Here is a 24,365-nt window from a genome sequence, read left to right on the forward strand (position 1 = left end):
GAAACCGCCCATGACGACACGAACCCGCATGAATGTCTATTTCGATCCCGAATTGCTGCAACAGGTCGAGATGCTTGCGCTGCGCCGCAATGTCTCCAAATCCGCCATCGTCGAGGCGTCCGTAGCCTCCTTCCTGTCCGGCGACGCGGCGGATCGGCTGGAGGCGGCCATGTCGCGCCGTCTGGACCGGCTCGGCCGTCAGATGGACGGGCTCGACGAAGATCTCGCCGTGCTCGGCGAGACGCTTTCGCTGTTCGTCCAGTTCTGGTTGACCATCACTCCGCCGATCTCCGACACCGCGCAAGCGTCCGCCCGTGCGAAAGGCGTGGAACGGTTCGAGGGATTCATTCAGACCCTCGGCAAGCGCCTCGCCACCGGAGACAGGTTCCTCAAGGAGCTGTCGCGCGATGTCGATTCGCTTGGGGACAGTCCCGCGCAGGGGCCGTCAGATGGCGATAACAACCGACCCTGAATTTTCAAACCGTCCTATTTGCCGCCGATCGCCGCCGATGGCCGCACGCGCGTAAATAGTTGTTGAATCGGCCAAAAATCAGGTTCTTTTAATCGACCCCGATGCGGGGACCGACTGTCGCGCGCCCCGTCGAAAGCGGGGCCGACATGACTGCCACACATCACAGACCGGAGGCGATCCAGCGCGGCGCGCGGATGTTGCGCACCGCGCTCGGCCCGGCCATTGCCCGGTTTCTGGAAGACCCGGCCGTGGTCGAGGTCATGCTGAACCCGGATGGCCGCATCTGGATCGACCGGCTGTCCGAAGGATTGGCGGATACGGGAGAAACGATGTCGCCGGCCGATGGCGAGCGCATCGTGCGCCTGGTCGCACACCATGTCGGCGTCGAGGTTCATGCCCGCAGGCCCCGCGTCTCGGCCGAACTTCCCGAGAGCGGCGAACGCTTTGAAGGCTTGCTTCCCCCGGTGGTTTCCTCGCCGGCCTTCGCCATCCGCAAGCCGGCTGTCGCGGTGTTCAGCCTCGATGACTATGTGGCGGCCGGCATCATGTCTGCCGACCAAGCCACGACGTTACGCGCGGCCGTTTCTTCCCGCGCCAACATCCTCGTGGCGGGTGGCACCAGCACCGGCAAGACCACACTGACCAACGCGCTTCTGGCCGAAGTCGCCAAGGGCGCGGATCGTGTCGTCATCATCGAGGACACGCGCGAGCTGCAATGCGCCGCGCCCAACCTTGTCGCTATGCGGACGAAAGACGGCGTGGCGACGCTTTCCGATCTGGTCCGTTCCTCGCTGCGCCTGCGCCCCGACCGTATTCCCATTGGCGAGGTGCGCGGTGCCGAAGCCCTCGACCTTCTGAAAGCGTGGGGCACCGGCCACCCGGGCGGGATCGGCACCATCCATGCCGGAACCGGCATCGGCGCGCTCCGTCGCCTTGAACAGCTCATCCAAGAGGCTGTCGTCACCGTCCCGCGCGCCCTGATCGCCGAGACAATCGACCTTGTTGCCGTCCTTTCCGGGCGCGGTTCCGCGCGCCGGCTGGCCGAACTCGCCCGCGTCGAAGGGCTGGGACCGGATGGCGATTACCGCATCGCGCACCCCAGCCCATTGGCAACCCCCACCAGAACTGGAGACCCCGAATGATCCGTCATGCCATGCGCATCCGCCGCCACGTCGCCACGGCTGCGGCCGTCACCTATGTCAGCCTCTTCATGGCCCCGGCCGCCCACGCCTCGGGGTCGTCGATGCCCTGGGAAGCGCCGCTGCAATCCATCCTCGAATCCATCGAGGGGCCGGTCGCCAAGATCATCGCCGTCATCATCATCATCGTGACGGGCCTGACCCTCGCGTTCGGCGATACCAGCGGCGGCTTCCGTCGCCTGATCCAGATCGTTTTCGGCCTGTCCATCGCGTTCGCCGCATCGAGCTTCTTCCTGTCGTTCTTCTCGTTCGGCGGCGGGGCGCTCGTTTGATGGCGGGCGGACTCGAACAGCTCGACGCGGTGCCCGGATTCTCGATCCCGGTCCACCGGGCGTTGACCGAGCATATCCTGCTTGGCGGCGCACCGCGCTCCATCGCCATCATGAACGGGACGCTGGCCGGGGCCGTTGGCCTCGGCCTGCGCCTCTGGCTGGTCGGCATCGCCATTTGGGCCATCGGCCATTTCGCAGCCGTATGGGCGGCGAAGCGCGATCCCCTATTCGTCGAGGTGGGGCGCAGGCATCTGCGCGTCCCGGCTTTTCTGGCGGTGTGAGGGCGCGGCCATGATGAACCTTTCCGAATATCGCCACTCGGCCGCGCGCCTAGCCGACTATCTGCCATGGGCCGCATTGCTCGGCTCCGGCATCGTCTTGAACAAGGACGGCAGTTTCCAGAGGACGGCGAAGTTTCGCGGTCCCGATCTGGATTCCGCCGTTGCGGCCGAACTGGTCGCCGTCGCCGGCCGCATCAACAACGCCGTGCGCCGTCTCGGCTCCGGCTGGAGCATCTTCGTCGAAGCGCAGCGCAGCGAAGCGGCGATCTATCCCGACAGCACCTTTCCCGATGCCGCATCGGCGCTGGTCGATGCCGAGCGCAAAGCTGGTTTCGAGGAAGCCGGCACGCATTTCGTGTCGGGCTACTTCCTGACCTTCCTTTGGCTGCCCCCGGCCGAGGAAGCCGCCCGTGCCGAAACATGGCTCTACGAGGGCCGCGAGAAAACGGGCGTGGACCCGTGGGAGTTGCTGCGCGGCTTCATCGACCGAACCGACCGCGTGCTGGCCTTGCTCGACGGCTTCATGCCCGAGTGCCGTTGGATGGATGACGGCGCAACGCTGACCTATCTCCACTCGACTATCTCGACCAACCGCCATCGCGTGCGCGTGCCCGAGGTGCCGATGCACCTCGACGCGCTGCTTGCCGACCAGCCGTTGACCGGCGGGCTGGAGCCGCGCCTTGGCGGCGCGCATCTGCGCGTCCTGACCATCGTTGGATTCCCGACCGCGACGACGCCGGGCCTGCTCGACGAAATGAACCGGCTGCCGTTCCCGTATCGCTGGAGTACGCGCGCGATCCTGCTCGACAAGACCGACGCCACGCGGCTGCTGACCCGCATCCGCCGCCAATGGTTTGCCAAGCGCAAATCCATCGCCGCGATTTTGAAGGAGGTGATGACCAACGAGGCGTCCGCACTTGTGGACACCGACGCCGCGAACAAGGCGCTCGACGCCGACATGGCGTTGCAGGAACTCGGCGCGGACGTAGCGGGCATGGCCTACGTCACGGCTACCGTCACCGTTTGGGATGCCGACCCGCGTATTGCCGATGAGAAGCTGCGCCTGGTCGAAAAGATTGTTCAGGGCCGTGACTTCACCGCTATGGCCGAGACCGTCAACGCGGTTGACGCATGGCTCGGCAGTCTGCCCGGACACGCCTACGCGAATGTTCGCCAGCCGCCCATCAGCACTTTGAATCTCGCTCACATGATCCCGCTTTCAGCGGTGTGGGCGGGGCCGGAACGGGACGAGCATTTCGGTGCGCCCCCTTTGCTCTTTGGAAAGACCGAAGGCTCAACCCCGTTCCGGTTGTCTTTGCATGTCGGCGACGTGGGGCACACCCTTGTCGTCGGCCCCACGGGCGCGGGCAAGAGCGTGCTGCTCGCCCTCATGGCCTTGCAATTCCGGCGCTATGAGGCCAGCCAAGTCTTCGCCTTCGACTTCGGCGGTTCGATCCGCGCCGCGTCGCTCGCCATGGGCGGCGACTGGCACGACCTTGGCGGCGGGCTGACAGAAGGGGCCGAGGCATCCGTCTCGCTCCAGCCGCTTGCCCGCATCCACGATACTTATGAACGCGCATGGGCGGCGGACTGGATCGCCGCCATCCTCATGCGCGAAGGCATCGCCATCACGCCCGAGGTGAAGGAATATCTTTGGACGGCGCTGACTTCGCTGGCCTCGGCCCCGGTCGAGGAACGCACGATCACCGGCCTTGCAGTGCTGTTGCAATCCAACGATCTGAAACAGGCGCTCCGACCGTTCTGCGTCGGCGGGGCCTATGGCCGGCTGCTCGACGCCGAAGCCGAACATCTCGGCTCGGCGGACGTGCAGGCGTTTGAGATCGAGGGCCTTGTCGGGACTGGCGCGGCTCCGGCCGTCCTGTCCTACCTGTTCCATCGCATCGGCGACCGGCTCGACGGACGCCCGACGCTGCTCATCATCGACGAGGGCTGGCTTGCGCTGGACGACGAGGGATTCGCAGGCCAGCTCCGCGAATGGCTGAAAACGCTGCGCAAGAAAAATGCATCGGTCATCTTCGCCACGCAAAGCCTGTCCGACATTGACGGCAGCAACATCGCGCCCGCCATCATTGAGAGCTGCCCCACGCGGCTCCTGCTGCCGAACGAGCGCGCCATCGAGCCGCAGATTACCGAGATTTACCGGCGTTTCGGGTTGAATGACCGGCAGATAGAAATCCTCGCACGGGCCACGCCCAAGCGGGATTATTACTGCCAGTCGAGGCGCGGCAACCGGCTGTTCGAGCTTGGGCTGTCCGAAGTCGGCCTCGCGCTCTGCGCCGCATCCGCCAAATCCGACCAGACCCTCATCGCTCAGATCGTCGCCGAACACGGCCGCGACGGCTTCCTCGCCGCATGGCTGCGCGCGCGCGGCGTCGAGTGGGCGGCCGAGCTGATCCCCAACCTCACCAATCTTGCCGCCCGACCGGAATCCGCCGCGCCGGCTCGGCTCGATGCCCACCCCACACAGGAGATACTTCCATGACCTATTCCAAGTTCGTCGGGGCTTCGGCCCTTGCGCTGGCGCTCGCCGTGCCCGTCGCGCTTTCGCCCATGCTGGCAACCCCGGCCTATGCGCAATTCGGTTTCGGCCGGATCGTCTATGACCCGAGCAACTATGCGCAGAACGTGCTCACGGCAGCGCGCACGCTGGAGCAGATCAACAACCAGATCACCAGCCTCCAGAACGAGGCGCAGATGCTCATCAATCAGGCCCGCAATCTGGCGAGCCTGCCGTATTCGTCGCTCCAGCAGATTCAACAGAACGTCAGTCGCACTCAGCAGCTTCTCAGCGACGCGCAGAACATTGCGTTCGATGTGCAAAACATCGACCAGGCGTTTCAGCAGCAATACGGCAACGTCTCGCTGTCGGCGACCGACGCCCAGCTTTTCGCCGATGCGCGCGACCGTTGGCAAAACACGGTCGGCGGCTTGCAAGACGCCATGAAGGTGCAAGCCGGTGTCGTCGGCAATATCGACAGCAACCGCGCCGAGATGGCCGCGCTCGTCGGCCGGAGCCAGGGCGCGACCGGCGCATTACAGGCCACGCAGGCCGGCAATCAGATCCTCGCCCTCCAGTCGCAGCAGCTTTCCGACCTGATCGCCATGCTTGCCGCCAACGGCCGGTCGGAAGCGCTGATCGAGGCCGAGCGCGCCACTGCCGCCGTACAGGGCCGCGTCCAGCGTGAGCGCTTCCTGACCCCCGGTAGCGGCTACCAGCCGGGCAATGCGCAGATGTTCAACGGCAACAACTGACCGGGAGGCTCGCCATGGACGGCAAGATGCTGGCCCGGCTCGGGGCTGTCGTATTCGTCGCCATCGCCATCACCGCCACAGTGATCGAGATGACCCGCAAGGACGATCCCGCGCCGGCCAGCACCGCACCGGCGCTGCAACCGCCGACCGATCCGCTCCGCGCAACGCTCCGCCGGTGCCAGCAGCTTGGGGAAACGGCGACGAGCGATCCGGCTTGCCTTGCCGCATGGGCCGAGAGCCGCGACCGTTTTCTTGGCCGGACGCCCGCCCAGACCGCTCCGCAACAGAACGAGGAACAGTGATCCATGGGCGGAACCGGCGTCATCGACTCGTTTCTTGGGGTCTTCACCAGCTACATAGATTCCGGCTTCGGCCTGCTCGGTGGGGAAGTGGCGTTTATCGCCACCACCCTGATCGTCATCGACGTGACGCTCGCCGCGCTCTTTTGGGCATGGGGCGCGGATGACGACATTATCGCAAGGCTGGTCAAGAAGACCCTGTTCGTCGGTGTCTTCGCCTACATCATCGGCAACTGGAACAACCTCGCCCGCATCGTCTTCGACTCATTCGCCGGCCTCGGTCTCATGGCGTCGGGCACGGGCTTTTCCGCTGCCGACCTCATGCGGCCAGGCCGGGTGGCACAGACCGGCCTCGATGCCGGCCGACCGCTGCTCGACTCCATTTCCGACCTGATGGGCTACTGGTCGTTTTTCGAGAACTTCATCCAGATCGCCTGCCTGCTGTTCGCCTGGGCGCTGGTGATCCTCGCCTTCTTCATCCTCGCCGTGCAGCTCTTCGTCACGCTGATCGAGTTCAAGCTGACCACGCTGGCCGGGTTCGTGCTGATCCCCTTCGGCCTGTTCGGCAAGACCGCCTTCATGGCCGAGCGTGTGCTTGGCAACGTGATTTCCTCCGGCATCAAGGTTCTCGTCCTTGCCGTCATCATCGGCATCGGCTCGACGCTGTTCTCGCAATTCACGGCCGGTTTCGGCGGGGCAACCCCGACCATCGACGACGCCATGGCGATTGTGCTGGCAGCCCTCTCGCTGCTCGGCCTCGGCATCTTCGGTCCCGGCATCGCCACCGGCCTCGTCTCGGGCGGCCCCCAGCTCGGCGCGGGCGCGGCCGTGGGCACCGGCCTCGCCGCCGGCGGCATGGTGCTGGCGGGCGGTGCGGCGGCGGGTGGCGCGGCGATGCTCGGCGCAAAAGGCGGCGCTGCCGCTTTGTCCGGCGGGGCCGCGGCCGTGCGCGGCGGCGCGACGGCCGCAGGAGCCGCTTCCGCAGCCTACAGCCTCGGCTCGCTCGGCCAGACCGGCGCGACCGGCGTCGCCTCCGGCGTTGGCGGCGTCGCTCGCGCGGCAGGATCGGCAGCCGTCTCACCCTTGAAACGCGCTGCCTCCCGCGCGTCCGAAAGCGTCAAGTCCAGTTTCTCCGAAGGCGCCAGGGCTGGGCTCAGTGCGAGTGGTGGCACGTCCACCATGGGTACGGTCGGTGGGGTGGCGGAAGCATCCGTCCCTGCCGCGTCCGCCTCGGCCACAGGCGCACCGCCTGCCTGGGCGCAGCGGATGCGGCGCTCGCAGGCCATGAACCACGGCACCACCATGGCCGCGCACGCCGTCCGCTCCGGCGACAGCCACGGCCCCGGCTCTTCCGTCAACCTTTCCGAAAGTGACCGCTCATGAGCATCTTCAAACGACCCGCAGCCCATTACGGCAAGACGCCGGAACCCGAGACCCCGTATCAGAAGGCCGCACAGGTCTGGGATGAGCGCATCGGCTCGGCCCGCGTGCAGGCCCGCAACTGGCGCTATATGGCCTTCGGTTCGCTGATCCTTTCAATGGGTTTCGCTGCTGCCCTCGTATGGCAATCGGCACGCGGGACCGTGGTGCCGTGGGTGGTGCAGGTCGATGCGCTCGGCGAAGCCCAGACCGTCGCACCGGCGAACGCCGACTATCGCCCGACTGACCCGCAGATCGCTTTCCATCTCGGCCGCTTCATCGAGCAGGTCCGCGCCATCCCGGCCGATGCCATCATCGTCCGCCAGAACTGGCTTCGCGCCTACGAGTTCACCACCGACCGGGGCGCTGCGGCCCTGAACGACTATGCCCGCGCCAACGATCCGTTCACGCGCGTCGGCCGCCAACAGATCGCCGTCGATGTGTCCAGCGTCATCCGGGCATCGCCGGGTTCCTTCCGCATCGCCTGGACCGAACGCCATTACGAAAACGGCCAGCTCTCCGGCACCGAGCGATGGACCGCGATCCTGACCATCGTGATCCAGCAGCCCCGAACCACCGAACGCCTGCGCGCCAATCCGCTCGGAATCTACGTCAACGCAATTTCATGGTCGCGGGAGATGAGCCAATGACCCGCACGACGTTCAGTAAAACCGGACTTCCGGTGTTCCGTAAACTCGGCTTTTCGGCTTTGTTGCTTTCGGCGACCATGCTGGCTGGCTGCGCCACCAACCGCGCGCCGCAATTTTCCTATGACGACTCCGTGCCGCCGCTGCCGACTCCACCCGCGACCTCGACCGAAGATCGCTCCCGGCCGCTGCATGTTCCGCCGGCCTGGACCGTCGCGCGGGGCGGCGAGAGGGCGGGCACACCGACCGGCCGCGTCGAGAACGCCAATGCCGCCGCGCGCATCGAGCCGCGCCGGGAAGGCTACTACAACGCCATCCAAATTTATCCGTGGTCGGAAGGCGCGCTCTATCAGGTCTATACTGCCCCCGGCCAGATCACCAATATCGCGTTGGAGCCGGGCGAGAGCCTGACCGGCGCGGGACCGATTGCGGCGGGCGATACCGCCCGCTGGATCATCGGCGATACCGAGAGCGGCAGCGGTGCCAATCGGCGCGTCCATATCCTCGTGAAACCGACCCGCGACGACATCTCGACCAACCTTGTCGTGACCACCGACCGTCGCACCTACATGATCGAGCTGCGCGCGCGGGAAGCGCTCTACATGCCCGCCGTCGCCTGGGCCTATCCAGCGCCACCGGCAGGCCAGCGCCGGGTCGTCCCGGCCGCGCCGATCATCCCTGCCGAGGCGGCGCGCAACTATCGCTACGGATTGCAGGTGCAGGACGACAGCCCGCCGTGGCGACCGGTTTCCGTCTTCGACGACGGCCGGCGCGTCTATGTTGTCTTCCCGCGCGGGATCGTGCAGGGCGAAATGCCGCCGATTTTCGTGCTCGGATCGCACGGCGAGCCGCAAATCGTCAATTCCCGCATCCACCAGAACGTCCTGATCGTGGACCGCCTGTTCGGGGCGGCCGAACTGCGCCTCGGCAGCGGCAACCGCCAGCAGGTCGTCAGGATCGTCCGTATCGAGCAACGGCAGGCCGCCGCTCAGCCCGCAGCCACCGGAGACTCGCCGTCATGACAGACAACCCGATCACCGACACCACCGCGCCCATGCGGCTGCGCGCAGAACCGCCTCGCGTCACCCGCCTGTCCCGCAAGATGCTGGCAGGCATTGGCGCGGTCGCGCTTCTCGGCATTGGGGGCGCACTGATCTATGCGCTCCAGACCCGCGACGCCGGGCCGGGTGGCGAAGAACTCTATTCGACAGAAAACCGGCCCACGGCGGACGGGCTCACGGGCTTGCCCTCCGACTACACCGGCCCGGTGCTCGGCCCCGCGCTGCCCGGCGATCTCGGCCGTCCGATCCTCGACGCGCAGAATCGGGGACAGCCGGTCGCCACGCCTGCGATCACCACGCCCGCCGTCGATCCCGAGGAAGAACGCCGCCGCGCCGAGGAAGAAGCCGCGCGCTTGAGCAATGTGTTCTTCCAATCCGGCCCGCGCACCGGAACGCCGGCAGGGGCAGCCATGCCCGGCCTTGCCGGTCTTGGCCTCGGCGGACAGCCGGAGGGGCAGAACCGTCATGCCGCTTTCCTCAATGGGCCAGTGGACCGGCAGACCGTCGCGCCGGATCGTGTCACGCCGCCGGCATCGCCCTACCTCCTTCAGGCCGGGGCCGTGATCCCGGCTGCGCTCATCACCGGCATCCGTTCCGACCTACCGGGCCAGATAACCGCGCAGGTGACGGAAAACGTCTATGACAGCCCGACCGGCTCACTGCTCCTGATCCCGCAGGGAACGCGGATCATCGGCCAGTATGATGACGGCGTGACCTTCGGCCAGCGCCGCGTGCTGCTCGTCTGGAATCGCCTGATCCTGCCGGGCGGCCGTTCCATCGTCCTGGAGCGGCTGCCGGGCGCGGACGCTTCCGGCTATGCCGGGCTTGAGGATGGCGTCGATTATCATTGGTGGGATCTGATGCAAGCGGCAGGGCTGTCCACGCTGCTTGCGGTCGGCACGGAGCTGGCGACCAGCGACGAGGACCGGCTTATCCGCGCCATCCGCGACGGGGCGCAGGATACCGTCAATCAGGCCGGCCAGCAGATCGTGCAGCGCCAGTTGCAGGTCGCGCCGACGCTCACCATCCGGCCCGGCTTCCCGGTCAGGATTATCGTGGCTCGCGATTTGGTATTCGAGAACGCTGGAGGTTGACCATGACCAAGCTGAAACTCGGCCCGCTGCCCGACGACAAGCCGGTGAAGGTGACGGTGGAGTTGCCCGCGCCGCTTCACCGCGATCTGGCCGCCTATGCCGAGGTGCTGGCCCGCGAAACCGGCCAGCCCGCGGCCGATCCCGTCAGGCTGATCGTGCCCATGCTGGAGCGGTTCATCGCCACGGATCGAGGCTTTGCCAAGGCGCGGCGTTCGGCCGGCTGACCTATTGGCGGCACCCCTGCAAGCGAGGGGTGCCGCCAGCGTATGACTGCAAATGCGGCACGCTACAGGCCGCCGATCCCCCTCCATGCTTCGCCTATTCCGGGCTTCCAGCCCCGGAAAAATCCCGCGAACCACGGAGGATTCCATGTTCACGAAACGCCGTAACAGCAGTGGGGGCCGCCCACGCCAGCCGGTCCCCAAAACGCTCCCCGACGATCTCTACGACTACAGCGACGATCCGATGCCGCGCGTCAGTCCGTCGCGCGGACGCCCGCTCCATCTCTTCGATGTCGAGCGGCTGCCGGTCATCGACGATTGGCCCGAGGACGTGCCGATCACCGAGGCCGAGATTCAGGTGTTCGAGCGCTGGTTCGCCGACGTGTTCGATGAGTTGTTCGGCTCGGTCGATTTGCCCGATGACTTGAAAATATTATCTCGTGATGATAAGGATAGGCCATTACGTGAACGACAGGAATTGCCATGACGACGCTGAAAGTCGGGATTGCCGGCCCCGAGGAAATGAAGGCCCGCACCCTTCGGATCGCCAATGGCGAGGAAACACCCAAGCCCGGCGATCCAGCCGTCTGGTTCGCAACCACGGAATCCTTCGCCCGGCTTTTGTCGGCAGGCAATCGGGAGCTGCTGCGCGTCATCCATGAGCAGAAACCCGACTCGCTGGAAGAACTGGCCCAACTCACCGGCCGCGCCACACCTAACATCTCACGCACACTCAAGAAGATGGAGAGTTTCGGCCTCGTTCGCATGGAAAAAGGCCGGGGTCTGAGACTGATCCCCAAGCTCGTTCATGACCGCGTGGAACTGGTCTTGCCCCTGATCGAGCCTCGCAGGAAAGGAACCCGCAAATGAACATCCAAAATCCCAATGTCGCCCTGCGGGCTGCCCTTTACTTGCGCGTCTCGACCTCCCGGCAGGCCGAGCATGACGTGTCGATCCCCGACCAGCGCAAGCAGGGCGAAGCATGGTGCGAAGTGAGGGGCTATCAGCTTGTCGAGACCTTCGTGGAGGCCGGCGCGTCGGCCACCAACGACCGCCGCCCCGAGTTCCAGCGCATGATCGAGGCAGGCACCAGCAAGCCCGCACCGTTTGACGTGGTGGTGGTTCACAGCTTCTCGCGGTTCTTCCGCGATCACTTCGAGCTTGAGTTCTACGTCAGGAAGCTGGCGAAGAACGGTATTCGCCTCGTCTCCATCACGCAGGAAATGGGTGACGATCCCATGCACGTCATGATGCGGCAGATCATGGCGCTGTTCGACGAATACCAGTCCAAGGAAAACGCCAAGCACGTCCTGCGCGCCTTGAAGGAAAATGCGCGGCAAGGCTTCTGGAACGGCTCGCTGCCGCCGGTCGGTTATCGCGTCGTCGCAGCCGAGCAGCGCGGCGCGAAGGTCAAGAAGAAGCTGGAAATCGACCCGCTGCACGCCGACACGATCCGCCTGATCTATCGCCTGGCGCTCGAAGGCGACGGCGATTCCGGCCAGATGGGCGTCAAGGCCATCGTCAAGCATCTGAACGGCAAAGGCATCTTCACCCGTGACGGGGGCCGATGGGGCGTCGGCCAGGTTCACCGCATCCTGACCCGGCGCACCTATATGGGCGAGCACCAATGGGGCAAGAACCGGAAGAAAAAGACGGACAAGGACGCCGATGAGATCGTCATCGTTCCGGTCCCACCGATCATCGACCGCGAGACCTTCGACGCGGTGCAGAAGCTCTTGCAGGCCCGCAATCCCAAGACCAAACTGCCCGCGCGCGTCGTGATCGGTCCGACGCTGCTGACCGGCATTTGCTATTGCGGCAATTGCGGCGGAGCCATGACCATCCGCACCGGCAAGAGCGGCCGCTATCGCTATTATGCCTGTTCGATCAGGGCACGGCAGGGCGAAACCGGCTGCAAGGGCCGCGCGATCCCCATGGACAAGCTCGACACCATGGTTGCTGGCCATATCGAGGAACGCCTGCTCGATCCCCTCCGGCTGGAGAAGCTGCTTGGTAGCGTCCTCGGCCGCCGCGAAGATCAGGCCGAGCGCCGCCGCCAGCATATCGCCGAATTGCAGCGGCGGGCCACCGAATCGGAATTGCGCCTCAAGCGGCTCTATGACGCCATCGAGGCGGGGGTTGCCGATCTGGACGATCCGGCGCTGACCGAACGCATCGCGGGTCTCAAGGTCATCCGCGATCAGGCGCGGGCCGATGCCGACCGCGCTCAAGCGCTGCTCGACAGCCCCGGCCACAGCGCTGTCAGCCCGGCGATGATCCGGCAATTCTCGCAGATCGCCCGCGACCGTATCCGGGACCGTGAGGGCGGCTATCGGCGGGATCACCTGCGCGCCTTGGCGCAGCGTGTCGAGGTCGCAGACGACGCAATTCGCATCATGGGATCGAAAACGGAACTGCTGAGGACGCTTGCGGGCGGCCAAGTGCGGCAACCGGCGGCGACTGGCGTGCCCAGAGGCGGACTGAAGTGGCGGAGGGACAGGGATTCGAACCCTGGGAGGGCGTTAACCCTCGCCGGTTTTCAAGACCGGTGCATTCAACCGCTCTGCCATCCCTCCGGCTCACGGCGTCGTATATTACCACTTTTTCTTTCGGCGTCAACTGTCTGACACAATCAATACAATGCCTTAGCGGTCGCTCCCGCCACGTGGCACGTCTTTCGGCTTGCCGTGTCTTCAACGAAATGACCCGAAAGCGTCATCGCCTGCTGCCATCGTCCGGGATGGATCCACGACCGTGAGGAAGCCGTCATGCAACTGTCACGCAGGGAGCTCTTCGGCCTGGGGCTGAAAGGTGTCGCGTCAATGGGGGCCGTGATCGCCGCCCCGTCGATCGTGCTGGCCGAAAGCCGGCGTCCGGTCATCACGTCTGGCGTGATGAGCGGCGACATGCTGACCGACCGCGCCATGCTCTGGTCGCGGGTCGACCGGCCCGCGCGGATGCTACTGGAAATCGCCGACAACCCGGAATTTCACGGTGCCCGCCGTCTCGAGGGCCCCAACGCCCTGCCGGCCGGCGGCTTGACGGCCAAGCAGGACGTGACCGGGCTCGATGGCGATGCCCTGCACTACCGGGTGCGGTTCGCGGCACTGGGCGATCCGCGCGCGGTCAGCGAGCCGGTCGAGGGGCGCTTGCGGCTGCCGCCGACCACGTCCCGTGACGTGCGGTTCGTGTGGTCGGGTGACGTGGCCGGCCAGGGCTGGGGGATCGACGAGTCGCGCGGGGGCATGACCATCTTCGAGACCATGCGCGCGCAGCGCCCCGATTTCTTCATCCATTCCGGCGATACCGTCTATGCCGACGGCCCGCTGCCCGAGACGGTGACGCTGCCCGACGGCGGCACCTGGCGCAACCGGCTGACGCCGGCCAAGAGCAAGGTCGCCGAAACGCTCGACGAATTTCGCGGCCAGCACGCCTACAACCTGCTGGACGACAATGTCCGGCGCTTTTACGGCGAGGTGCCGATGCTCGCCCAGTGGGACGATCACGAGACCCTCAACAACTGGTACCCCGGCGAGACGCTCGAGGACGACCGCTACCGGGTCAGGAACGTGTCGTTGCTCGCCGCCCGCGCCCGCCAGGCCTTTCTGGAGTACACCCCGATCCGCCAGCGCCCGGAATCCCCGCAGCGGATCTATCGCCGCTTCGCCTACGGCCCGGGGCTGGAGGTGTTCATGCTCGACATGCGCAGTTTCCGCGACGCCAACAGCCGCAATCGTCAGGCCGCGCCGCAGCCGGCGCCTTTCCTCGGCGACACCCAGGTCGACTGGCTGCTCGATAGCCTGAAACGCTCGACGGCGACCTGGAAGGTGATCGCGGCGGACATGCCCATCGGGCTGGTGGTGCGGGATGGCGACAACTTCGAGGCCGTGGCCAATGACCAGGCGGGCCGGCCGCTGGGACGCGAACGCGAGATCGCCCGGTTGCTGCGGGGCATTCGTGACGCGGACGTGCGCAACGTGGTCTGGCTGACCGCCGACGTCCACTACACGGCGGCCCATCACTATGCCCCCGAGCGGGCCAGCTTCACGGACTTTGCCCCGTTCTGGGAGTTCGTCAGCGGTCCTTTGCATGCCGGCACCTTCGGCCCCGGCGACCTGGACGCCACCTTCGGCCCCCGAGTCGTCTATCAGAAGGCGCCGCCGCAGGGGCGCTCCAACCTGCCGCCGTCCGAGGGCTACCAGTTCTTCGGCCGGGTCGATCTCGACGGCGACAGCGAACGGCTCACGGTGACCCTGATGGATGTCGCCGGACGCGCCCTGCACGAGCAGGTGCTCGACCCGCAGACGGCCTGAGGACCGGGGAAACCGGCCGACATTGACCGAGGTCACGAGACCCGGTTGCCTGCGTCGTGTCACGGTCCGTATCGTGAGTGGGGTACGCCTATCGAACCCACACGACAAGAGCCACGCAGGTGAACCATGGCCGTATTCAACGTCAGCTACGATCTGCAACAACCCGAGACCTACGAGGGCTTCTACAGTCTGCTCGAATCGTTTCCGCACGATCACATCATGGATGGCTGCTGGCTCGTCGAGAGCGACGACGATGCCGGCAGCCTGCGTGACCAGCTCAAGGCGCATATCCATGGTCAGGATGCGGTTTTCGTGGTGCGTATCGGCGACGACTGGGCGGGGGCCGGCACGCAGTGCGGCGGCTGGCTGAACGCCCCGGAGCGGCGCTTCAGTTGAGTCGCCGCCTCGAGCTGCCACGGACGACTTGCTCCAGGTTATCGCGGCGCGGCCTGATGCCTTTGCTAGGCTTCACTAGGCTTGATCCATCGGGTCGGCAGCGGCCCGGACAAGCGACCCACCCATCCGCAGGGCAGGACTCGATCATGCTGCACGAGGCCATCGCGATTCGCGAAGTTCCAGCATCCGGCGCCGATGAGGCGCCCCACTACGAAGTCTACGACAGCGACACGGGCACGCCACTGGGCACCTTCGAGACCTACGAGGCCGCCGAGGCGGAGATGGAGAGCATGAAGGCATCCAACCGTGTCGCCATCGATCCGCCGAACGAGGAGGAACCGGATACGCAGTGAGACGCGCCTGACGCGTCCCCTGCCCTGGCCGCCGCACCGGTCGAGGCCTCACTGGCTGATGCCGGTGGCCGCTGCGGCGTGCCCATCCTGCCGAGACCGCTGCCCGGTCGCACCACGCAATGCCCCACCGCAACAGCGGTCGTGACGTTCACTGATAGAGCCGCAGTCCCACCTTGGTCACCTGATTGCCCTGCATCTCGCTGACCACCCAGTGGATGCCGTGCCAGTCGATGTCATCCCCGACCACCGGATGCCCGCCGACCCGCAGCGAGGCGAACTCGCCGAGCGTCATCTCCTGCTCGCCGGGGCTCAGTGTCAGACCGTAGGCATCGGCCACGTCCCGCATCAGTGCCGCGCCGTCGAGGGTGAAGGTCCCGAAGAAGGCCCGCTCGCGCTTGAGTCGCGCATCGCCGTTGAACAGCCGGTTGAGCGCCGGCAGGTCGTCGCTGCGGCCGATCACGCAGAGCACGTCGTCCATGCGCAGCCGGGTGCTGCCCTTGGGGTGCAACATGGTGTGCTGGCGGAACAGCGCCGAGATCAGGGCCCCCGAGGGAAAGCGCAACAGGCGGATCGGCACGTCTTCGAGGGCATCGTTCTCGACCCGATAGACGAACATCTCGTAGTCGTTTTCGGGCAGCACGCCCAGCGGACCGCGCAGATTGGGCGTGACCCGCGGGGGGATCTGCACCCGGGTCCAGCGGGCCATCGGCGACAGTGAGCCGCCCTGGATCAGCAGCGAAATCAGCACGGCGAAGAAGGCGATGTTGAAATATAGCGCCGCGTTCTCGACGCCGCCGATCACCGGGAAGATCGCCAGCACGATGGGCACCGCGCCGCGCAGGCCCACCCAGGCGATGAAGGCCACCTCCCGCCAGCGGAAACGAAAGAACGGCTTGATGGCGCACACCACCGCCAGCGGGCGGGCGACGAAGATCAGGATCAATGCCAGGGCGATGCCGGGCAAGGCGTAACCGATCATGGTGCTGGGCGTCACCAGCAGCCCCAGCACCAGGAACAGGCCGATCTGGCTCAACCAGGCGAAGCCGTCGTGGACCGGGAGGATGAAATTGAGGTGGCGCCCGGGGCGATTGCCGATCATCAGGCCGGTGAGGTAGATCGCCAGGAAACCGCTGCCATCGAGGGCGCTGGTCAGGCCGAAGACGCAGAAGCTCAGCGCCAGGGTGAGCAACGAATAGAGTCCCGGTGCCAGATCCAGCCAGCTCAGCAGCCGGGCGATCAACCAGCCGGCGCCGAGACCGATCGCCAGGCCCAGGCCGAACTGGTTGAGGAACAGCCACAGCGTGTCCAGCGGGCCCTGGACGTCGCCGGTCAGGATCTCCACCAGCGAGATGGTCAGAAAGATCGCCATCGGGTCGTTGGTCCCGGACTCGATCTCCAGCGTCGCGCCGACACGCTCGTTGAGGTTCACGCCCTGCCCGCCGAGCATCGAGAACACCGCCGCGGCATCCGTCGAACCGACGATGGCCCCCACCAGCAACCCCTGGGCCAGCGACAGGTCGAGGATCCACATGGCGAACAGCCCCATGATCCCGCTGGTCAGGAACACTCCCAGCGTGGCCAGCGACAGGGCCGGCTTGAAGCCGACGCGAAAGGTCTTCAGCCGTGTGCGCAGCCCGCCGTCGAGCAAGATCATCGCCAGTGCCAGATTGCCGATGATGAACGCCAGCGGGTAGTTGTCGAACTCGATGCCCAGCAGGCCGTCCTCGCCGACCAGCATCCCCAGGCCGAGGAAGATCAACAGCAGCGGCACGCCGAACAGCGACGACAGGCGACTGGCGAGAATGCTCAGGGCCAGCAGCGAGCCGCTGAACAGAAAGAGAGTGTGAATGCTATCCATGGCCGTCCCTGTCGCGAATCCGAGCCCATTATGCCATGGTCGCAGGCGAGGCAAGAACGAGAGGCGTCATCGTTGGGAAGGTGCACGCCCGCGGGCCCGTCTGGCCAGGCAGCAAGCGCGCGGATAGACTGGAACGCCGCTCGTCTGCGCGGGACACTCCCATTCGCTACAGGAACCATCGACATCATGCTGGAACGCTGTCTTCCGGCCATCCTGCTGAGCGTGTGCCTGGCGGCCAGTCCCGTGGCATTCGCCGCTGCCTCGCTCGACCCGGCGTCGGTCGCCGCCGCGCTCAGCAGCGTCCAGGCCGATGCCGAGTCCCCGGCCGACATCATTCGCGACAACCCGCTGATCCACGAGCTGGCCGGCGAGCGGGGAGCCGTGCTGCTCGACGAGCCCGACGAACCGGATTACGTGAGCAAGGACCCCGAGCCGATCACGCCACCGCCCACCCATGCGCTGCGGATCGTGCTCGATTGGTACGTCAACCCCTATCACGCCGCCCTCATCGTGGCCCGCGAACGCGGTCTGTTCGATCGGCTGGGGCTCGACGTGACGCTCTCGCCCCCCGCCGACCCCAGCGTGCCGCCCAAGCTGGTCGCGGCCGGCCGGGCGGAACTCGCCCTGGTTTCCGAACCGAGCCTGCACCGGCTGGTCGACCAGGGCCTGTCGCTGATCCGGGTCGGCACCTTGATTCCGCTGCCGCTCAGCGGGGTCCTGGTCCGCGACGATGCCGGGATCGACTCGGTTGCCGACCTCGAGGGCAAGACCATCGGCTATGCGGTCGAAGGCCCGGCGCGGGTCTATCTCGACGCCCTGTTCGCGCATCAGCCTTTCGGTCTCGACGCCGTGACCCTCCAGCCCGTCGACTTCGGTCTCGGGCAGGCGCTGGCCGGCGGCAAGGTCGATGCCATCGTCGGTCCCTTGCGGCCCCTGGAACGTGACGGGCTGGCCGAACAAGGGGTGGCGACGCACGAGCTGGAGATCGAGGACGGCACGCTACCGCTCTACGACGCGCTGACCGTGGTCGCCAACCGCGACACGCTGAGCCGGCATCGGCGGGACATCGCCCACTTCATGAATGCCGTGGAAGAGGCCATGGTCTGGATCGTGCGCCATCCACAGGCAGCCTGGACGCTGATCAGCCAGGCCGAACCGGCCCTCGATACGCCGGAAAACGCCCGCGCCTGGCCGACCCTGCTGCCCTACTTCGCCCTGCGGCCGGGATTGTTGCAGGTCGAGCGCTATCGCCGCTTCGAGCATTACCTGTATCGGCGCGGCCTGGTGGGGCAAGTCACGCCGCTGGCGAGCCTCGCCGTCGATGTCACGGCGCCGGAGACGCCATCGCCCTGACCCGCAACCAACAACACTGCTACCGGACCCTGCGCTTCTGCCATGCTCGAACGCCCGCTGATCTTTCTCGACCTGGAAACCACCGGGACCCGGACCACGCGCGATCGCATCACCGAGGTCGCCGCCCTGCGGGTCATCGATGGCCGCGTCGTCGATCGTTTCGTCACGCTGGTCGACCCGGCGACGGCGATCCCGGCGCGCATCCAGACATTGACCGGCATCAGCGACGCGATGGTCCGCGACCAGCCGACATTCGCGGCACTGGCCAACGACTTCTTCGCCTGGCTGGGTGACGATCCGCTGGTCGCTCACAATGCGCGTTTCGATTACGGCTTCCTGCGTAACGCCTTCGAGCGCGCCGGCCTGCGCTATCGGGCCGAGGTGATCTGCACCCTCAAGCTCTCGCGACGCCTGGCGCCGCAGGAGCGGCACCACAATCTCGACGCCCTGCTCGCCCGGCACGCGCTGAATGACCATCCCCGCCATCGCGCCGAGGGCGATGCCCGGGCGATGCTGGCTCTCTGGCAGCGCTGGCTCGAGGAGCACGCCACGGCCGACATCGAGCGCCTGCTCGACGCGCAGCGTCGTCAGGCCAGCCTGCCGGCGCATCTGGACCCGGCAGAGCTGCAGGACCTGCCGGAACGTCCGGGCGTCTACGTCTTCCGCGGCGAGAACGGCGCGGTGCTCTATGTCGGCAAGAGCGTCAACCTGCGCTCACGGGTCATGAGCCATTTCCACGGCGACCATCGCAGCGATCGGGAGATGCGCCTCAAGCAACAGACCCACGCGCTGACGTGGCAGGAAACCGCCGGCGATCTCGGCGCGCAGTTGCTCGAGGCGCACTGGATCAAGACATTGATGCCGATCCACAACCGCCGGCTGCGGCGGCGCGGGCGACTGGTGAGCTGGCAATGGACCCCGGACGACGCCCTGCCCCGGCTGGTCGACAGCGACTCCCTCATGCCCACGGCCTCGCGGGCCCTCTACGGGCTGTTTCGCAATCGCAAGGAAGCCCGCACGGCGCTCGAACACATCGCCGAGCAGCATCGGCTATGTCCGCAGCTGCTGGGGCTGGTCGCGGGCCAGGGGCGCTGTTTCGCCAGCCAGCTGGGACGTTGCCGCGGGGCCTGTCACGGCGGGGAGAGCCTCGAGGAACATCGGCGGCGCACGGCCGAGGCACTGGAACGGCTGCGTATCCATCACTGGCCCTGGCCCGGTGCCATGGCCTTCGGCGAAGCGGCCGGCGACGGGTCGCGTGTCTGGCACATCGTCGATCACTGGTGCTATCGCGGCAGTGTCGAGCAGCTGTCTCCGGACGCACTGGCCTCGCTGGACGACCGCCCGCCGCGTTTCGACGTCGACACCTACAAGATCCTGCGACGCTTTCTGGATGCCGACGATAGTAGGCTGGAGATTCGCCCACTCCACTGACAGCCTCAGCCGTTGTGCTCGAGGAAGGCGTCGATGGTTTCGCGGAACGCTTTCGGGGCCTCGGCATGCAGCCAGTGGCCGGCCTCGAGCGTGACGATGTCGGCCCTGGGCAGCACCTCACGCAGCTTCGGCAGCAGCGAGTCGGGCACATAGTCCGACTGCGCGCCGCGCACCACCAGGGTCGCTCCCTCGAAGGCACCCTGGCCGGCGGGCTCGGCGATGATCGCGTCGTAGTCGGCCTCGATCTCGTCGAGCCCGACCCGCCAGCGCATGACGCCCGCGTCGTCGCGGACCAGATTGGTGGCCAGGAACTGGCGCGTCGCCTGGGTCTCGATCGTCTCGGCCATCAGCGCGTCGGCCGCCTGGCGTGACGTGGGAGTCTCGCCCTCGACGCGCCGCATGGCCGCGAAGATGTCGTCATGGCCGTGACCATAGGCGACCGGCGCGATGTCGGCGACCATCAACGAGGCCACGCGGCGCGGCGCTTCACGGGCGATGCTGATCGCCACCTTGCCGCCCATCGAATGCCCCAGCAGGTCACAGTCGTCGATCGATAGCCGATCGAGCAGCGCGATGACGTCGGCGGCCATGGCGGTGTAGCTCATGCCGGCCACATGGGGCGAGCGACCATGGTTGCGCAGGTCAACGGCGATCACCCGGCGGCTTCGCTGCCACTGCTTGGCATGCGACCGCCAGTTGTCGGCACTGCCCAGCAGGCCGTGGAGGATGACCAGCGGCCGGGTCCCTTCGGGACCGTTGTCCTGACAATACAGCGCGACGGTGTCGGTCATGGTGGGTCTCCCTTGGTGATGATGGCTTGCCGTCGCTCAGACGCCTTCGCGGCCGGGCGACGCCCCCCAGGCCAGCAGGCGCCGGGTCAGGAAGCCCAGCAGCACGCCATAGAGCGGCAGGAACAGCAGCAGCGAAATGGTCAGCTTGACGGCGTAATCGACCCAGGCGATCTCGACCCAGTGGGTGGCCATGAAGGCGTCGGGGCCCTGGTGGAAGGCGATCGCGAAAAACGCGAAGGTGTCGGCGAGGTTGCCGAAGATCGTGGATATCGCCGGGGCCACCCACCAGTGGGCGTTGCGCCGCAGCCGGTCGAAGACCTGAATGTCGAGCAACTGACCGATCACGTAGGCCATGAAGCTCGCCAGCGCGATGCGCGCCACGAACAGGTTGAAGTGCGTGAGCGCCGCCAGGCTGCGAAACTCGCCCTTCTCGAACAGTACCGAGAGCAGATACGACACCAGCAGGGCCGGGATCATCACCCGGGCGATGATCAGTCGCGCCGGCGTCTTGCCGAACAGCCGCACGGTGAGGTCGGTGGCGAGGAAGATGAACGGGAAGCTGAAGGCACCCCAGGTCGTGTGCACGCCGGCAATGGTGAACGGCAACTGCACCAGATAGTTGCTGGCGGCGATGATCAGGATATGGAAGGCGACCATGGCGGCCAGGCAACGCCGGTACTGGCTGGCGGTGAGCGAGAACATGCGGTTCCTTTTTACTGACGGTCGAAATGGCGAGGGGTGAGGGAACCCTCGAAGTGGCGCCGGATTATACCCGAACGGCCGCCCTGCGTCGTGGTGGCTCGCTCAGCGTGAGCGGATGCCGTCGAGATAGGTCTCGATCAACGCCCGCGATATCGAGTAGGCCGGGGGCAGTTGCGGCAGGCGGCGTGGCGTGAACCAGGCGGCGTCGGCGATCTCCACCCCGTCGATACGGATCCGCCGGCTGGCGGCCTCGGCAAAGAAGCCCAGCATCAGCGAGTGGGGAAACGGCCAGGCCTGGCTGCGGAAATAGCGAATCCGCCCTACTGTCAGCCCGACTTCCTCGAAGATCTCGCGGCGCACGGCATCCTCGGCGGATTCCCCCGGCTCGATGAAGCCGGCCAGCGTCGAGTAGCGCCCGGGCGGGAAGCGCGGGCTGCGGGCCAGCAGCAGGTCCTCGCCGTGGGTAACCAGGGTGATGATGCACGGCGAGATGCGCGGATAGTTGCGATGCCCGCAGGCATCGCAGTGCATGGCGAACTCGCCGGCGATCCGCCGCATGGTGCTGCCGCAACGTCCGCAGAAGCGATGGTTGCGCTGCCAGGCGATCACCTGCAGCGCCGTGGAGAGCAGCGTGAAGCGCGACTCGGGAAGATCGCCGAGCCATTGGCGGGCCGCGGGCCAGCCGCGCTCCTCGGGCTCGGCGAGCACCGCTACCGGCTCGTCGTTCCAGAAACCCAGCGGCTGGGCCGCCTCGGGCCAGGTCTCGACCGCCGCGAAGGGCCAGCCGTCGGGCCCTTCGGCGATGCCCCCGGCGGCGTCGACACGGATCAAGAGTCCGCCACGGTGCGCTTCGGCCTCGGCCAGGTCACGACGAAACATCTACTCGCCTCCGAGACGGCCGGCATCATTCAGGGCATCCCAGCAACACTGCCCGGCCTTGTCGCGGATGCTGGCCAGCTTGGCCTCGTGGGCGGCCCACTCCGCCTCGCTGGGGCGGGCGACGACCAGGCGCGGGCGATCGTTGTTCAGGCGACGTATGCGTGTGGTGCCGGCCCCGCTCTCGCTGGCCTCGACGCTGTCGGCGTCGAGGACCAGGGCGGTCTGCCCGCCGGTCATCGCCAGATAGACGTCGGCGAGAATCTCGGCGTCGAGCAAGGCGCCGTGGAGGACACGATGGCCGTTGTCGATCTCGTAGCGCTTGCACAGGGCGTCGAGGTTGTTGCGCTGGCCGGGATGGCGGTCGCGGGCGAGTTTCAGGGTATCGAGTATGCCGCAGTGCTCGGCCACCGGCCCCAATCGGGGCTCGCCACGCTTGGCCTGCAGCAGTTCGAACTCGTGGTCGATGAAGCCGACGTCGAACGCGGCATTGTGGATCACCAGCTCGGCGCCCTGAATGAAGGCCCAGAACGCGTCGGCGATCTCGGCGAATACCGGCTCGTCGGCGACGCGCTCGTTGGTGATGCCGTGGATCCCCACCGCTTCGGCATCGATGTTGCGTTCGGGATTGATGTACTGGTGATAGTGGCGTCCGGTCAGACGGCGGTTGACGACCTCGACGGCACCGATCTCGACGAGACGGTGGCCTTCCCGGGGGTCGATGCCGGTGGTTTCGGTGTCGAGTACGATCTGACGCATAGGATTCTCGCGGTAACCGGGTTGTCGCTTCAGTCCGTCGTCGCCATGGCGGCGTCGATGGCCTCGTTGGCCAGGGCGTCGGCGCGTTCGTTGCCGGGGTGGCCGCTGTGCCCCTTCACCCAGTGCCACTCGATCTGGTGGCGCCGGGTTTCGGCGAGCAGTTCCTGCCACAGCTCGGCATTCTTGACCGGCTGGCGCGCCGCGGTCTTCCAGCCCCGCTTCTGCCAGCCGTGGATCCATTCGGTGATGCCCTTGCGCAGGTATTCCGAGTCGGTATACAGCGCCACATGGCAGGGACGCTTGAGTTCCCGCAGCGCCATGATCGCCGCTTTCAGCTCCATGCGGTTGTTGGTGGTCACCGCCTCGTAGCCGTTGAGCGTCTTCTCGTGGCGGCCGGCATGCAGCAGCGCGCCCCAGCCACCGGGGCCGGGATTGCCGCGACAGGCGCCGTCGGTATGAATGATCACGGCGGGCGTCTTCTGGTCAGTCAACCTCGGTCATCCTCTCGCGTTCGTGCTCGGTGGGGGCGACTCGCGGCGCATGGCCCAGCAGACGGGGTCCGACCGCCGGTGCCCGGAGGCGCGGGCGAACGATCTGGACCCGCTGGGCACGGCGGCGAGCGCGAATCATGTAACTGTCGCCCAGCGGCACGTTGTGGCGGCGGCCCAGCGTCTCCAGACCGGCGTTCCGTGGCTGGCTGCCGGGCAGTCGGAACGCGCAGTAGTCTACCCGCTCGATCTCGAAGTCGACAAACGTCAGCCAGTCGCGCAGGCGGCCCGGCGTTCGCCAGTTGCCCCGCCAGGGCAGCATCGCCCGACGGCCGGGCCAGGGGCGTCGGCAACCCTCGACGCTCAGCGGCGACCAGCCGAAGAGGATCAGACGGCCGCCGTCGGAGACCAGGCGGGTCGCTTCCTGAAGGACGCGGTGCGGCTCGGGTACCACTTCGAGCAGGTGGTGCACGACCACCAGCGTCATGCTTTCGTCGGGCAGTGGCAGACGGTGGGGCGTGCAGATCACGCTACTCGCGTCCTGGGCGAGCTCACGGGTGGGCGCCCAGGTCAGGGCGTGGCGCACGGGGCACATGTCGGTCAGTCGCGGCGCCATGCCGAGCTGCAGGCTGTGCTGGCCGAAGAGCCGTTCGCAGACCGGGCCCAGGCAGGCCCGCTCGGCCTGCCAGTGGGCCCGGCCATGGGGCGTCGTCCAGTACTGGCGCCCTTCCCGCACCAGTTGAGCCAACGATATCGTCAATGGCGAATTTGACACGGCGGCTCGTTCCCCCCAAGGTTTAGCCATTT

The 24,365-nt window shown here is 66.6% G+C and carries 26 protein-coding genes, 1 tRNA gene and 1 pseudogene; 20 read left to right on the forward strand and 8 right to left on the reverse strand.

Annotated features, from left to right (window positions below; all coding sequences use genetic code 11):
- The first annotated feature begins 10 nt into the window (after positions 1–10).
- The 15 genes and pseudogenes from D0901_RS08500 to D0901_RS21430 all read left to right on the forward strand — a co-directional run.
- Positions 11–472 carry a ribbon-helix-helix domain-containing protein gene (locus tag D0901_RS08500; protein ID WP_129139874.1) on the forward strand — a complete coding sequence of 154 codons (462 nt, stop codon included), beginning with the start codon at positions 11–13 and terminating at the stop codon, positions 470–472.
- A 146-nt stretch (positions 473–618) separates the two neighbouring features.
- On the forward strand, positions 619–1,614 hold the full coding sequence (trbB, locus tag D0901_RS08505) for a P-type conjugative transfer ATPase TrbB (RefSeq protein WP_129139875.1): 996 nt from the start codon (positions 619–621) through the stop codon (positions 1,612–1,614).
- Positions 1,611–1,943, forward strand: a complete 333-nt coding sequence (locus tag D0901_RS08510) for a TrbC/VirB2 family type IV secretion system protein (RefSeq protein WP_043869663.1) — start codon at positions 1,611–1,613, stop codon at positions 1,941–1,943. Before trbB ends, D0901_RS08510 begins: the two co-directional genes overlap by 4 nt.
- Positions 1,943–2,224 (forward strand): VirB3 family type IV secretion system protein, encoded by a 282-nt coding sequence (locus tag D0901_RS08515; protein ID WP_129139876.1) that lies wholly within the window; start codon positions 1,943–1,945, stop codon positions 2,222–2,224. Before D0901_RS08510 ends, D0901_RS08515 begins: the two co-directional genes overlap by 1 nt.
- A 10-nt stretch (positions 2,225–2,234) precedes the next feature.
- Positions 2,235–4,727 (forward strand): conjugal transfer protein TrbE, encoded by a 2,493-nt coding sequence (trbE, locus tag D0901_RS08520; RefSeq protein WP_129139877.1) that lies wholly within the window; start codon positions 2,235–2,237, stop codon positions 4,725–4,727.
- Positions 4,724–5,497, forward strand: coding sequence for a P-type conjugative transfer protein TrbJ (gene trbJ, locus D0901_RS08525; protein WP_129139878.1), 774 nt, complete (start codon positions 4,724–4,726; stop codon positions 5,495–5,497). Before trbE ends, trbJ begins: the two co-directional genes overlap by 4 nt.
- A gap of 14 nt (positions 5,498–5,511) precedes the next feature.
- Positions 5,512–5,799, forward strand: coding sequence for a putative entry exclusion protein TrbK-alt (gene trbK-alt / locus D0901_RS08530; RefSeq protein ID WP_129139879.1), 288 nt, complete (start codon positions 5,512–5,514; stop codon positions 5,797–5,799).
- 3 nt (positions 5,800–5,802) lie between these two features.
- Positions 5,803–7,179, forward strand: coding sequence for a P-type conjugative transfer protein TrbL (gene trbL, locus D0901_RS08535; RefSeq protein WP_129139880.1), 1,377 nt, complete (start codon positions 5,803–5,805; stop codon positions 7,177–7,179).
- The gene (trbF, locus tag D0901_RS08540) at positions 7,176–7,865 is read left to right on the forward strand and encodes a conjugal transfer protein TrbF (protein ID WP_129139881.1); all 690 of its coding nucleotides are present in this window, start codon (positions 7,176–7,178) and stop codon (positions 7,863–7,865) included. The genes trbL and trbF overlap by 4 nt, the downstream gene beginning before the upstream one ends.
- A complete protein-coding gene (gene trbG / locus D0901_RS08545; RefSeq protein ID WP_129139882.1) occupies positions 7,862–8,884 on the forward strand; it encodes a P-type conjugative transfer protein TrbG in 1,023 nt (340 codons plus the stop codon). The genes trbF and trbG overlap by 4 nt, the downstream gene beginning before the upstream one ends.
- Positions 8,881–10,017: a TraB/TrbI/VirB10 family type IV secretion system protein gene (locus D0901_RS08550; protein WP_129139883.1), complete on the forward strand. Its 1,137-nt coding sequence runs from the start codon at positions 8,881–8,883 to the stop codon at positions 10,015–10,017. The genes trbG and D0901_RS08550 overlap by 4 nt, the downstream gene beginning before the upstream one ends.
- A gap of 2 nt (positions 10,018–10,019) precedes the next feature.
- Positions 10,020–10,241 carry a DUF2274 domain-containing protein gene (locus D0901_RS08555; protein ID WP_129139884.1) on the forward strand — a complete coding sequence of 74 codons (222 nt, stop codon included), beginning with the start codon at positions 10,020–10,022 and terminating at the stop codon, positions 10,239–10,241.
- Between the two features lie 145 nt (positions 10,242–10,386).
- Positions 10,387–10,725: a hypothetical protein gene (locus D0901_RS08560; protein WP_129139885.1), complete on the forward strand. Its 339-nt coding sequence runs from the start codon at positions 10,387–10,389 to the stop codon at positions 10,723–10,725.
- Entirely contained in the window at positions 10,722–11,108 is a 387-nt protein-coding gene (locus D0901_RS08565) for an HVO_A0114 family putative DNA-binding protein (protein WP_129139886.1), read from the forward strand. Before D0901_RS08560 ends, D0901_RS08565 begins: the two co-directional genes overlap by 4 nt.
- A pseudogene (locus D0901_RS21430) lies at positions 11,105–12,148 on the forward strand (recombinase family protein); the annotation flags it as partial. The gene D0901_RS08565 and the pseudogene D0901_RS21430, both read left to right, overlap by 4 nt.
- Positions 12,149–12,724: 576 nt before the next feature.
- On the opposite strand, the gene D0901_RS08575 reads toward D0901_RS21430, so the two are convergent.
- Positions 12,725–12,814 (reverse strand) — tRNA-Ser (locus D0901_RS08575).
- A gap of 192 nt (positions 12,815–13,006) precedes the next feature.
- Here D0901_RS08575 and D0901_RS08580 point away from each other — a divergent pair.
- The 3 genes from D0901_RS08580 to D0901_RS08590 all read left to right on the forward strand — a co-directional run bounded on the left by D0901_RS08580 (position 13,007) and on the right by D0901_RS08590 (position 15,300).
- Positions 13,007–14,551, forward strand: a complete 1,545-nt coding sequence (locus D0901_RS08580; RefSeq protein WP_129139887.1) for an alkaline phosphatase D family protein — start codon at positions 13,007–13,009, stop codon at positions 14,549–14,551.
- 126 nt (positions 14,552–14,677) lie between these two features.
- The gene (locus D0901_RS08585; RefSeq protein WP_129139888.1) at positions 14,678–14,947 is read left to right on the forward strand and encodes a hypothetical protein; all 270 of its coding nucleotides are present in this window, start codon (positions 14,678–14,680) and stop codon (positions 14,945–14,947) included.
- Between the two features lie 146 nt (positions 14,948–15,093).
- The gene (locus tag D0901_RS08590) at positions 15,094–15,300 is read left to right on the forward strand and encodes a hypothetical protein (protein WP_129139889.1); all 207 of its coding nucleotides are present in this window, start codon (positions 15,094–15,096) and stop codon (positions 15,298–15,300) included.
- 148 nt (positions 15,301–15,448) lie between these two features.
- Here the strand turns inward: D0901_RS08590 and D0901_RS08595 are convergent, their stop codons facing one another.
- Positions 15,449–17,158: a potassium/proton antiporter gene (locus D0901_RS08595; RefSeq protein WP_129139890.1), complete on the reverse strand. Its 1,710-nt coding sequence runs from the start codon at positions 17,156–17,158 to the stop codon at positions 15,449–15,451.
- A gap of 186 nt (positions 17,159–17,344) precedes the next feature.
- Between D0901_RS08595 and D0901_RS08600 the strand changes: the two genes are divergently transcribed.
- Both D0901_RS08600 and D0901_RS08605 read left to right on the forward strand, forming a co-directional pair.
- Positions 17,345–18,511: an ABC transporter substrate-binding protein gene (locus D0901_RS08600; RefSeq protein ID WP_162500840.1), complete on the forward strand. Its 1,167-nt coding sequence runs from the start codon at positions 17,345–17,347 to the stop codon at positions 18,509–18,511.
- 42 nt (positions 18,512–18,553) lie between these two features.
- A complete protein-coding gene (locus D0901_RS08605; RefSeq protein WP_129139892.1) occupies positions 18,554–19,942 on the forward strand; it encodes a 3'-5' exonuclease family protein in 1,389 nt (462 codons plus the stop codon).
- 5 nt (positions 19,943–19,947) lie between these two features.
- Here D0901_RS08605 and D0901_RS08610 read toward each other — a convergent pair whose 3' ends face one another.
- The 6 genes from D0901_RS08610 to D0901_RS08635 form a co-directional block, all read right to left on the reverse strand.
- Complete coding sequence (locus tag D0901_RS08610; protein ID WP_129139893.1) at positions 19,948–20,733, reverse strand: alpha/beta fold hydrolase; 786 nt, start codon at positions 20,731–20,733, stop codon at positions 19,948–19,950.
- Between the two features lie 36 nt (positions 20,734–20,769).
- Entirely contained in the window at positions 20,770–21,435 is a 666-nt protein-coding gene (locus D0901_RS08615) for a 7-cyano-7-deazaguanine/7-aminomethyl-7-deazaguanine transporter (RefSeq protein WP_129139894.1), read from the reverse strand.
- Between the two features lie 102 nt (positions 21,436–21,537).
- Positions 21,538–22,314: an NAD(+) diphosphatase gene (nudC, locus tag D0901_RS08620; RefSeq protein WP_129139895.1), complete on the reverse strand. Its 777-nt coding sequence runs from the start codon at positions 22,312–22,314 to the stop codon at positions 21,538–21,540.
- A complete protein-coding gene (gene dnaQ / locus D0901_RS08625; protein ID WP_129139896.1) occupies positions 22,315–23,070 on the reverse strand; it encodes a DNA polymerase III subunit epsilon in 756 nt (251 codons plus the stop codon).
- A gap of 29 nt (positions 23,071–23,099) precedes the next feature.
- Positions 23,100–23,561, reverse strand: a complete 462-nt coding sequence (gene rnhA, locus D0901_RS08630) for a ribonuclease HI (RefSeq protein ID WP_129139897.1) — start codon at positions 23,559–23,561, stop codon at positions 23,100–23,102.
- Positions 23,554–24,333 (reverse strand): methyltransferase domain-containing protein, encoded by a 780-nt coding sequence (locus tag D0901_RS08635; protein ID WP_224417075.1) that lies wholly within the window; start codon positions 24,331–24,333, stop codon positions 23,554–23,556. The genes rnhA and D0901_RS08635 overlap by 8 nt, the downstream gene beginning before the upstream one ends.
- Between the last annotated feature and the right edge of the window lie 32 nt (positions 24,334–24,365).

The sequence above is a fragment of the Modicisalibacter coralii genome (assembly GCF_004117855.1).
Taxonomy (GTDB): domain Bacteria; phylum Pseudomonadota; class Gammaproteobacteria; order Pseudomonadales; family Halomonadaceae; genus Modicisalibacter; species Modicisalibacter coralii.

Coding starts and splice junctions, on each gene's coding strand:
- trbF (WP_129139881.1), top strand. CDS start 7,176: ATGAGCATCTTCAAACGACCCGCAGCCCATTACGGCAAGACGCCGGAA.
- trbJ (WP_129139878.1), top strand. CDS start 4,724: ATGACCTATTCCAAGTTCGTCGGGGCTTCGGCCCTTGCGCTGGCGCTC.
- D0901_RS08590 (WP_129139889.1), top strand. CDS start 15,094: ATGCTGCACGAGGCCATCGCGATTCGCGAAGTTCCAGCATCCGGCGCC.
- trbE (WP_129139877.1), top strand. CDS start 2,235: ATGATGAACCTTTCCGAATATCGCCACTCGGCCGCGCGCCTAGCCGAC.
- D0901_RS08615 (WP_129139894.1), bottom strand. CDS start 21,435: ATGTTCTCGCTCACCGCCAGCCAGTACCGGCGTTGCCTGGCCGCCATG.
- D0901_RS08585 (WP_129139888.1), top strand. CDS start 14,678: ATGGCCGTATTCAACGTCAGCTACGATCTGCAACAACCCGAGACCTAC.
- D0901_RS08600 (WP_162500840.1), top strand. CDS start 17,345: ATGCTGGAACGCTGTCTTCCGGCCATCCTGCTGAGCGTGTGCCTGGCG.
- D0901_RS08515 (WP_129139876.1), top strand. CDS start 1,943: ATGGCGGGCGGACTCGAACAGCTCGACGCGGTGCCCGGATTCTCGATC.
- trbL (WP_129139880.1), top strand. CDS start 5,803: ATGGGCGGAACCGGCGTCATCGACTCGTTTCTTGGGGTCTTCACCAGC.
- nudC (WP_129139895.1), bottom strand. CDS start 22,314: ATGTTTCGTCGTGACCTGGCCGAGGCCGAAGCGCACCGTGGCGGACTC.
- dnaQ (WP_129139896.1), bottom strand. CDS start 23,070: ATGCGTCAGATCGTACTCGACACCGAAACCACCGGCATCGACCCCCGG.
- D0901_RS08560 (WP_129139885.1), top strand. CDS start 10,387: ATGTTCACGAAACGCCGTAACAGCAGTGGGGGCCGCCCACGCCAGCCG.
- trbK-alt (WP_129139879.1), top strand. CDS start 5,512: ATGGACGGCAAGATGCTGGCCCGGCTCGGGGCTGTCGTATTCGTCGCC.
- D0901_RS08605 (WP_129139892.1), top strand. CDS start 18,554: ATGCTCGAACGCCCGCTGATCTTTCTCGACCTGGAAACCACCGGGACC.
- D0901_RS08595 (WP_129139890.1), bottom strand. CDS start 17,158: ATGGATAGCATTCACACTCTCTTTCTGTTCAGCGGCTCGCTGCTGGCC.
- trbG (WP_129139882.1), top strand. CDS start 7,862: ATGACCCGCACGACGTTCAGTAAAACCGGACTTCCGGTGTTCCGTAAA.
- trbB (WP_129139875.1), top strand. CDS start 619: ATGACTGCCACACATCACAGACCGGAGGCGATCCAGCGCGGCGCGCGG.
- D0901_RS08565 (WP_129139886.1), top strand. CDS start 10,722: ATGACGACGCTGAAAGTCGGGATTGCCGGCCCCGAGGAAATGAAGGCC.
- D0901_RS08510 (WP_043869663.1), top strand. CDS start 1,611: ATGATCCGTCATGCCATGCGCATCCGCCGCCACGTCGCCACGGCTGCG.
- D0901_RS08550 (WP_129139883.1), top strand. CDS start 8,881: ATGACAGACAACCCGATCACCGACACCACCGCGCCCATGCGGCTGCGC.
- D0901_RS08500 (WP_129139874.1), top strand. CDS start 11: ATGACGACACGAACCCGCATGAATGTCTATTTCGATCCCGAATTGCTG.
- D0901_RS08580 (WP_129139887.1), top strand. CDS start 13,007: ATGCAACTGTCACGCAGGGAGCTCTTCGGCCTGGGGCTGAAAGGTGTC.
- D0901_RS08555 (WP_129139884.1), top strand. CDS start 10,020: ATGACCAAGCTGAAACTCGGCCCGCTGCCCGACGACAAGCCGGTGAAG.
- D0901_RS08610 (WP_129139893.1), bottom strand. CDS start 20,733: ATGACCGACACCGTCGCGCTGTATTGTCAGGACAACGGTCCCGAAGGG.